This window comes from Kitasatospora sp. NPDC023385, from assembly GCF_055664045.1.
Genome location: NZ_JBVOOL010000023.1, coordinates 92,433 through 100,531, shown reverse-complemented (window position 1 = coordinate 100,531; position 8,099 = coordinate 92,433). Strand labels below are relative to the sequence as shown.

Below are 8,099 nucleotides of genomic sequence, written 5' to 3'. Positions count from 1 at the left end.
CCAGCGGACCCTCCGGGCTTCGTTCTTTCGTGTTCCCAGCTTATCAGATGTTTTCCGCTCCGTTTCCGGGGCTTCGTTCATCCAACTCGCCGGTGTCTTCCGGGGCTTGACGCCCTGTCCGACGTTTCAAACTCTAGCCGATCCCCGCCTCGAAAGGCGAATCCAGCCGCAATCCGATAAAACGCCCACGCCAAATAAGCACCGAGCCGCGAATCGAAAATGCCGACGCGACCCAGCCCAAACCTGGGAAATGGTGTTTCAGAGGATTGGCTACCCCGGGACCGTCCGCGCAGACGCGTGTCCGGTGCTCCCAGCCAGGCAGCTCGAAGAACTCTACGCGCTCCTGCACGCGGATGCAAACGGCAGGCGAACGCCCGCCGACCGGAACCCCTGGGAGAGGGGGCCGGCCGGCGGGCGGGCGCTGAGCGCCGGGGGCTGCTCCCGGCTGGGGTTCTCAGCTGTTGGTGGGGAAGCCCAGGTTGATACCGCCGTGCGACGGGTCCAGCCAGCGCTGGGTGACGGCCTTGCCGCGGGTGAAGAAGTGCACGCCGTCCGGGCCGTACGCGTGGGTGTCGCCGAAGAGCGAGGCCTTCCAGCCGCCGAAGGAGTAGTAGGCGACCGGCACCGGGATCGGCACGTTGATGCCGACCATGCCGACCTCCACCTCGAACTGGAAGCGCCGGGCCGCGCCGCCGTCGTTGGTGAAGAGGGCGGTGCCGTTGCCGTACGGGTTGGCGTTGATCAGCGCCAGGCCCTCCTCGTAGGAGGAGACGCGCACGACGGAGAGGACCGGGCCGAAGATCTCGTCGTTGTAGACGGACATGCCGGGCTTCACGTGGTCGAACAGCGTGGGGCCGAGCCAGAAGCCGTCGGCCGTCGGGGTGCCGTCCTTGTCCTCGGCGGTGACCGGGTGCTTGCGGCCGTCCACGGCGAGCTCGGCACCGTCGGCGAGGCCGGACTCCACGTAGGAGGTGACCTTGTCGCGGTGCTGGCCGGTGACCAGCGGGCCCATCTCGGAGTCGCCGTTGCAGCCCGGGCCGACCTTCAGGGTGGCGATCCGCTGCTTGATCTTCTCGACCAACTCGTCGCCGACCGGGTCGACCGCGACCAGGACGGACACCGCCATGCAGCGCTCGCCGGCCGCGCCGAAGCCGGCGTTGACGGCGGCGTCGGCGGCCAGGTCGAGGTCGGCGTCGGGCAGGACCAGCATGTGGTTCTTGGCGCCGCCCAGGGCCTGCACGCGCTTGCCGTAGCGGGTGCCGGTCTCGTAGACGTAGCGGGCGATCGGGGTGGAGCCGACGAAGCTGACGGACTTGATGTCCGGGTGCTCCAGCAGGCGGTCGACGGCCACCTTGTCGCCGTGCACGACGTTGAAGACGCCGTCGGGCAGGCCGGCCTCCTTCCACAGCTCGGCGAGGAAGACCGCTGCGGACGGGTCCTTCTCCGACGGCTTCACCACGACGGTGTTGCCCGCCGCGATGGCGATCGGGAAGAACCACATCGGCACCATGGCCGGGAAGTTGAACGGCGAGATGATCGCGACCGGGCCGAGCGGCTGGCGGATCGAGTAGACGTCGATGCCGGTCGAGGCCTGCTCGGTGAAGCCGCCCTTGATGAGCTGCGGGATGCCGCAGGCGTACTCCACGACCTCCAGGCCGCGGGCGATCTCGCCCAGGGCGTCGGAGTGCACCTTGCCGTGCTCGGCCACGATGATCGAGGCCAGCTCGTCGCGGCGGGCGTTCAGCAGCTCGCGGAAGGCGAAGAGCACCGTCGCCCGCTTGGCGACCGAGGCGGTGCGCCACTCGGTGAAGGCGGAGGCGGCCGCGGCCACGGCCTGGTCGACCTCGGCGATCTCCGCGAAGTCGACGTGGCCGGCGACCTGGCCGGTGGCCGGGTCGAAGATGTCACCGCGGCGGGGCGCCGCACCGGCGGTGGCGACCGGCTGGCCGCCGATCCAGTGAATGATGTTCCTGCTCAAGGTCCGTCTGCCTCCGAAGTCCCGGGCGGCGTCCTGCCACCGGTCCGGTCTGGCGCCGCCCGTAGGGGCCGGGCGACGGGATTCACGGGGCTACCGCGCTCTCTTCTCCAGTCTGGTGGCCGCCCCGGCCGGGCTCAACGACCAGGCTGACGGGGATCGTCGATTCAGCCTTACAGGTCGTCCGGTCACTACGCCGAAAGTGGCGGCGCCGAACGTGTGCCCGGACCGCCGCGACGCGCGATGCCCAGGCCGGGTTCAGGCCTCCTCGCCGTCCTCCAGGTACGGATCGTGCAGCCCGTCCACCGCCTCCTGGGTCTCCAGCAGGTCCAGCCGCAGGTCCTGTGCCCACGCCAGCGCCCACCGCTTCAGCCCGTCCACCGCCCCGGCCGGGAGCCCCCGGGCACGGAAGCGTCCGTCCGCCGCCTCGGCGAGCGTCTCCAGCCGGTCGGCGAGCGTCGCGGGCTGGAAATCCGGGTCCAACTCCCCGGCCAGCGCGAGCAGTTCGCCCTCCCGGTAGGACCGGGTGAGGGCGTGCGCGTCGATCAGGTCGCGCGGCATGCCCCGGTCGACGAGCAGTGCGGTGGTCAGTGCCGCCGCGTCCTCGAGGGCGACGACCGGCAGCACCACCGGCGGCTCGTCTGGCCCGGGAGCGCCCAGGTCGAGCCGGACCGGCCGGTGGCCGAGCGGTTCCTTGCGCAGCTCCACCGAGTGGGACCGCCCGCCCAGCGCCAGCCGGACGGCGAGCTGCTCCAGCCGGGGCGTGCCCGGCCGCTCGGCGACCCCGCCGCCCGCGGCCCGGTACGCGTCGGCCAATGCGTCGGCCACTTCCGGCAGGTCGGCCGCTCCGGTCGCCAGGGTGAGGCCGTCCTGCGGGCAGGCCGCGACGCCGTGGGCGCGCAGCGCGTGCCCGCCGGCCAGGGCGAGGCCGTACCGGTGGCAGACCGGCGCGGCCAGGGCGGCCAGGCGCAGCTGGGCCGGGCCCGGGCGGAGGGACGCGTCGACGGCGTGCGGGGCGGTGGTCACGCCTCCAGTCTGACGCGACCGCCCGCTCCGCGCGCCACGCGCCATCGCCGACCCCACCGCCGTCCCCGCCGCCCCTCACCACCCGCCGCCCCTCACCACCCGCCGCCCCTCACCACCCGCTGCCCCTCGCCACGGCCTCGTGCAGGGCGAGCTCCAGCAGCACCGGGTCGACGAGCCGCCCGGAGCCGTCCGGCGGGACCAGCCAGCGCACCCCCCGGCTCCTGCGCTCGGGGTGCGGGACGACGATCCAGGTGCCCTCGCCCGCGCCGCGTACGCCCGTACCGACCCAGCGTGCGGCGGTGCCGACCGGCACCAGGAAGCTGACGTGCTCGTCGCCGAAGTCGGTGAGGGCCGGCCCGCAGGGGCCGGTGTCCAGGATCTCCAGCGCCGGGTGCCCGAGCCGTCCGGGGACGGTGAGGACGTCCCAGCGGCGGCCGGCCGGTAGCAGCATCAGGCTCAGCCCGGTGCGCTCCCAGTGCTTCCGGAAGGACTCCGGGTCCGGTGCCACCTGGGCGAGCCAGTGCAGTCCGGTGCTCTCCATGTCTGTCCCCGCTTCTTGCCGTTCGTCCTGTTCGGGCGCGGCGGGGAAGATCGAAACCCGCCGTCACCAAGGAGAGGCAGGCGGCGGGTTCCGATTACACGGGTCGGCGGCACATTACTTGCGGCACTCGGCGGCACAACACTCGGCGCCACGGCACTCGGCTGCACAGCACTCGGCGGCACATGACGAGGTCAGCTGTCGAAGCCCAGCCCCAGCCGGTCGAGCGTGCGCAGCCACAGGTTGCGGTGGCCGCCGTTGCGGTCGGCCCGTTCCAGCGACCGGGTGGTGATCTCGATGCCGGCCCAGCGCACCGGCTCGGGCGGGAACGGCAGCGGCTTGCTGCGCACCATCTCCAGCGCGGTGCGCTCGGTGCGTTCGCCCGCGAGGAGGTCGAGCATCACCTCGGCGCCGAAGCGGGTCGCGCCGACGCCGAGCCCGGTGTAGCCGGCCGCGTACGCGACCTTGCCCCGGTTCGCGGTGTCGAAGAACGCCGAGAACCGGCTGCAGGTGTCGATCGCGCCGCCCCAGGCGTTGGTGAAGCGCAGCCCTTCCAGCTGCGGGAAGCAGCGGAAGAAGTGGCCGGCGAGGGTCCGGAAGGTCTCCGGCCGCTGGTCGTACTCGTGCCGGACGTGGCCGCCGTAGTGGTAGACCGCGTCGTAGCCGCCCCAGAGGATCCGGTTGTCGGCGGAGAGCCGGAAGTAGTGGAACTTGTTGGCGCTGTCGCCGAGCCCCTGCCGTCCGCTCCAGCCGATCGAGGCGAGCTGTTCGTCGTTGAGCGGCTCGGTCATCAGCGCGTAGTCGTACACCGGGACGATGTACGGACGGACGCGCCTGAGCAGGGACGGGAACACGTTGGTGCCGAGCGCGACCCGCCGGGCGAAGACCCGGCCGTACGGGGTGCGGGCGGCCATGCCGCTGCCGTACTCCCGGAGGTCGGTGGCCCGGGTGTGCTCGAAGATCCGCACGCCCTGGCCCAGGCAGGCGTCCTTGAGGCCCCAGGCGAGTTTGGCGGGGTGGACCATCGCCACGCCCTCCTTGTCCCAGAGGCCGCCGAGGAAGGTCGGCGAGTTCACCTCGGCGCGCAGCTGGTCGGCGTCCAGGACGGTGATGTCGAGGCCGTACCGGGCGACCGCCTCGGCGACCTCGTGGAGTTCCTCGACCTGGTGGGGCTGGGTGGCGACGTCGATCTCGCCGGTGCGCTCCCACTCGGCGTCGATCCCGTAGCGCTTGAGGGTGTCCTCGATGCCGTCCAGGTTGGCGGCGCCGAGGCGTTCCAGCTGCGCGAGTTCGGCGGGCCAGCGTTCCAGGCCGTTCCCGAAGCCGTGGGTGAGGCTGGCCGCGCAGAATCCGCCGTTGCGCCCGGACGCGGCCCACCCGACCTCGTTGCCCTCGACCAGGACGACGTCCAGCGAGGGGTCGCGTTCCTTGGCGATGAGGGCGGTCCACAGGCCGGAGTAGCCGCCGCCGACGACCAGCAGGTCGCAGGTGGTGCCGCCGACCAGGGCGGGCAGTGCGGCCGGCCGGCCCGGGTCCTCCAGCCAGAAGGGGGTGGGCCTGGCGTCACTGAGTGCGCGGGCGGATTCCATGCATTATCAGCCACTTTCTACGGATAGAGGACAGATCGAGCCACCGCTGACCGGCCGTACGTCAGGCCGACCGTACGTCAGGCGGCGGCCTTCCTTCGGTTGCCGAGCCACTGGCCGGCGACGGTCAGCGCGACGGCGGCGGCGAACATCGCGGTGCCGATGACGTTCACCTGCACCGGGATGCCGCGTTGGGAGGCGCCCCAGACGAACATCGGGAAGGTGACCGTGGTCGGGCCCGAGTTGAACTGGGTGATGATGAAGTCGTCGAAGGAGAGAGCGAAGCTGAGCAGCGCGCCCGCCGCGATGCCGGGGGCCACCAGCGGCAGGGTGACCCGGAGGAAGGTCTGGGTGGGGGTCGCGTAGAGGTCCTGGGCGGCCTGCTCAAGCCTCGGGTCCATGCTCATCACGCGGGCCTTGACCGCCGTCACCACGAAGCTGAGGCAGAACATGATGTGCGCGATGAGGATGGTGGTGAAGCCGAACGGGATGCGCATGTTGAGGAAGAGCGTCCCGAGCGAGGCGGCCATGACCACCTCGGGCATGGCCATCGGCAGAAAGATCATCGCGGTGGTGGCCGAGCGGCCGCGGAAGCGGTGGCGGGCCAGCGCGAAGGCGACCATGGTGCCGAGCACGGTGGCGCCGATGGTGGCGAACACCGCGATCTGCAGGCTGAGCGAGAGCGACTGGCACATGTCGGCGACGCCGCAGGGGTTGGTCCAGGCGTCGGTGGAGAACTCATTCCACTCGTAGTTGAACTTGCCCACCGGCTTGTTGAACGAGAAGGCCAGCACGACCAGGTTGGGCAGCACCAGGTAGGCGAGGGCCAGCAGGCCGGCCAGCACCACCAGGTGGGCCCGGATCCACTTGATCACTCGGGACATCAGACCAGTTCCTCCGTCCCGGCCTTGCGCATGTAGACCGTCACCATGCCCAGGATCAGGGCCATCAGGATGAAGCTCAGCGCGGCCGCCGTGGGGTAGTCGAGCACGTTCAGGAACTGCTTCTGGATGCCGTTGCCGACCATCTGCTCGCTCGGCGAGCCCAGCAGCTGGGCGTTGATGTAGTCGCCGGAGGCCGGGATGAAGGTCAGCAGGGTGCCCGCGACCACGCCCGGCAGCGAGATCGGGAAGGTGACCTTGCGGAAGGTCGTGAACGGCCGGGCGTAGAGGTCGCCGGCCGCCTCGTGCAGGCGCGGGTCGATCCGTTCCAGCGAGGTGTACAGCGGCAGGATCATGAACGGCAGGAAGTTGTACGTCAGGCCGCAGACCACGGCGAGCGGCGTGGCCAGCACCCGGTCGCCGTCGGTCAGGCCGACGAGGTTGGTGAGGTCGAGGACGTGCAGCGCGTTCAGCGCGCCGACCACCGGGCCGCCGTCGGACAGGATGGTCTTCCAGGCCAGCGTGCGGATCAGGAAGCTGGTGAAGAACGGCGCGATGACCAGGATCAGGATGACGTTGCGCCAGCGCTTGCTCGCCTTGAAGGCGATCGTGTACGCGAGCGGGTAGCCGACGGCCAGGCAGAGCACGGTGGCGACGGCCGCGTAGGAGAACGAGCGGACGAAGTGCCACTTGTACTCGACCAGGGCGTCCCAGTAGGTCGCGAAGTGCCAGGTGACCTTGAAGCCCGCTTCGAGCGAGCCGGTCTGCAGCGAGGTGGACGCCTGGTAGAGCATCGGCACGGCGAAGAAGACGACCAGCCAGGCTATGCCGGGCAGCAGCAGCCAGTACGGGGTGAGCTTGCGCCTCGCCTTGGGCGCCGGCTCCGTCAGGGGGATGACCTGGGGCGGTGCGGCCGGGGTGGTGGCGGTCATGCGGCCTCCTCCGCGGTGCCTGCGTCGATCGCCTGCGAGGCGTCCAGGGCGAAGGAGTGCGCCGGGTTCCAGTGCAGCAGGACCGGGGCGCCGGGGACGATCCGGGCGTCGCGCTCCATGTTCTGCTCGAAGACGGCGACTTCCTGGCCACCGTCGGTGCGCACCACGTACTGGGTCGAGACGCCGATGAAGCTGGAGTCGACCACGGTGCCGGCCAGCTTGTTGCGGCCGTCGGCGACCTCCTCGGAGGCGTGCGTGATGGTGATCTTCTCCGGGCGCACGCCCAGGTGAACACGCTTGGCGTCGGTGGCGCAGCGCGCCTTCGGCACGGTGAGGCGGGTGCCGGCCGCGCTCAGCAGCAGGTCGCCGCCGCCGGTGCCGGTGACTTCGGCGGGCAGCAGGTTGGACTGTCCGAGGAAGTTGGCCACGAAGGTGGTGGCGGGGTTCTCGTACAGGTCGGCGGGCGCGCCCAGTTGCTCGACCCGGCCTCCGTTCATCACCGCGATGGTGTCGGCCATGGTCATGGCCTCCTCCTGGTCGTGGGTGACGTGGACGAAGGTGATGCCGACCTCGGTCTGGATCCGCTTGAGTTCCAGTTGCATCTGGCGGCGGAGCTTGAGGTCGAGCGCGCCGAGCGGCTCGTCCAGGAGCAGCACCTGCGGGTGGTTGATCAGCGCGCGGGCGACGGCGACGCGCTGCTGCTGGCCGCCGGAGAGCTGGTGCGGCTTGCGCCGGGCGTACTGGCCGAGCTCGACGAGTTCCAGCATGTCGTCGACCTGCTTCCGGACGTCCTTCTTTCCGCGCCGGCGCAGGCCGAAGGCGACGTTCTCGAAGATGTCCAGGTGCGGGAAGAGCGCGTAGCTCTGGAAGACGGTGTTCACCGGCCGCTTGTACGGGGGCAGGGCGGTGACGTCCTGGCCGCCGATCAGGACGGTGCCGCTGGTGGGCTCCTCCAGGCCGGCGATCATGCGCAGGGTGGTGGTCTTGCCGCAGCCGGAGGCGCCGAGCAGGGCGAAGAAGGAGCCCTGGGGGACGGTCAGGTCGAGCGGGTGGACGGCGGTGAACGAGCCGTAGGTCTTGCCGATGCCGGTGAGCCGGACGTCGCCGCCGGCGGCCGCGTCGCGCTGCTGGTCTGTCATGGAGTGGTGTCTTCCTGGGTTT

General features: G+C 70.9%; 7 protein-coding genes. All 7 read right to left on the bottom strand.

Going from position 1 to position 8,099, the window contains the following annotated elements; all coding sequences use genetic code 11:
* Positions 1 to 454 precede the first annotated feature (454 nt).
* The 7 genes from AC0B61_RS29005 to AC0B61_RS28975 all read right to left on the bottom strand — a co-directional run bounded on the left by AC0B61_RS29005 (position 455) and on the right by AC0B61_RS28975 (position 8,077).
* Positions 455 to 1,978 (bottom strand): CoA-acylating methylmalonate-semialdehyde dehydrogenase, encoded by a 1,524-nt coding sequence (locus AC0B61_RS29005; RefSeq protein WP_471744156.1) that lies wholly within the window; start codon positions 1,976 to 1,978, stop codon positions 455 to 457.
* Positions 1,979 to 2,233: 255 nt separating this feature from the next.
* Positions 2,234 to 3,001, bottom strand: a complete 768-nt coding sequence (locus AC0B61_RS29000) for a hypothetical protein (RefSeq protein ID WP_471744154.1) — start codon at positions 2,999 to 3,001, stop codon at positions 2,234 to 2,236.
* 109 nt (positions 3,002 to 3,110) lie between these two features.
* A complete protein-coding gene (locus tag AC0B61_RS28995; protein ID WP_471744152.1) occupies positions 3,111 to 3,542 on the bottom strand; it encodes a hypothetical protein in 432 nt (143 codons plus the stop codon).
* Between the two features lie 191 nt (positions 3,543 to 3,733).
* Positions 3,734 to 5,128, bottom strand: coding sequence for an NAD(P)/FAD-dependent oxidoreductase (locus tag AC0B61_RS28990; RefSeq protein ID WP_471744151.1), 1,395 nt, complete (start codon positions 5,126 to 5,128; stop codon positions 3,734 to 3,736).
* 77 nt (positions 5,129 to 5,205) lie between these two features.
* On the bottom strand, positions 5,206 to 6,009 hold the full coding sequence (locus AC0B61_RS28985; RefSeq protein ID WP_471744149.1) for an ABC transporter permease: 804 nt from the start codon (positions 6,007 to 6,009) through the stop codon (positions 5,206 to 5,208).
* On the bottom strand, positions 6,009 to 6,938 hold the full coding sequence (locus AC0B61_RS28980; protein ID WP_471744148.1) for an ABC transporter permease: 930 nt from the start codon (positions 6,936 to 6,938) through the stop codon (positions 6,009 to 6,011). Before AC0B61_RS28980 ends, AC0B61_RS28985 begins: the two co-directional genes overlap by 1 nt.
* Positions 6,935 to 8,077, bottom strand: coding sequence for an ABC transporter ATP-binding protein (locus AC0B61_RS28975; RefSeq protein ID WP_471744146.1), 1,143 nt, complete (start codon positions 8,075 to 8,077; stop codon positions 6,935 to 6,937). Before AC0B61_RS28975 ends, AC0B61_RS28980 begins: the two co-directional genes overlap by 4 nt.
* Positions 8,078 to 8,099: the final 22 nt, after the last annotated feature.

Coding starts and splice junctions, on each gene's coding strand:
- AC0B61_RS28995 (WP_471744152.1), bottom strand. CDS start 3,542: ATGGAGAGCACCGGACTGCACTGGCTCGCCCAGGTGGCACCGGACCCG.
- AC0B61_RS28990 (WP_471744151.1), bottom strand. CDS start 5,128: ATGGAATCCGCCCGCGCACTCAGTGACGCCAGGCCCACCCCCTTCTGG.
- AC0B61_RS28985 (WP_471744149.1), bottom strand. CDS start 6,009: ATGTCCCGAGTGATCAAGTGGATCCGGGCCCACCTGGTGGTGCTGGCC.
- AC0B61_RS28980 (WP_471744148.1), bottom strand. CDS start 6,938: ATGACCGCCACCACCCCGGCCGCACCGCCCCAGGTCATCCCCCTGACG.
- AC0B61_RS28975 (WP_471744146.1), bottom strand. CDS start 8,077: ATGACAGACCAGCAGCGCGACGCGGCCGCCGGCGGCGACGTCCGGCTC.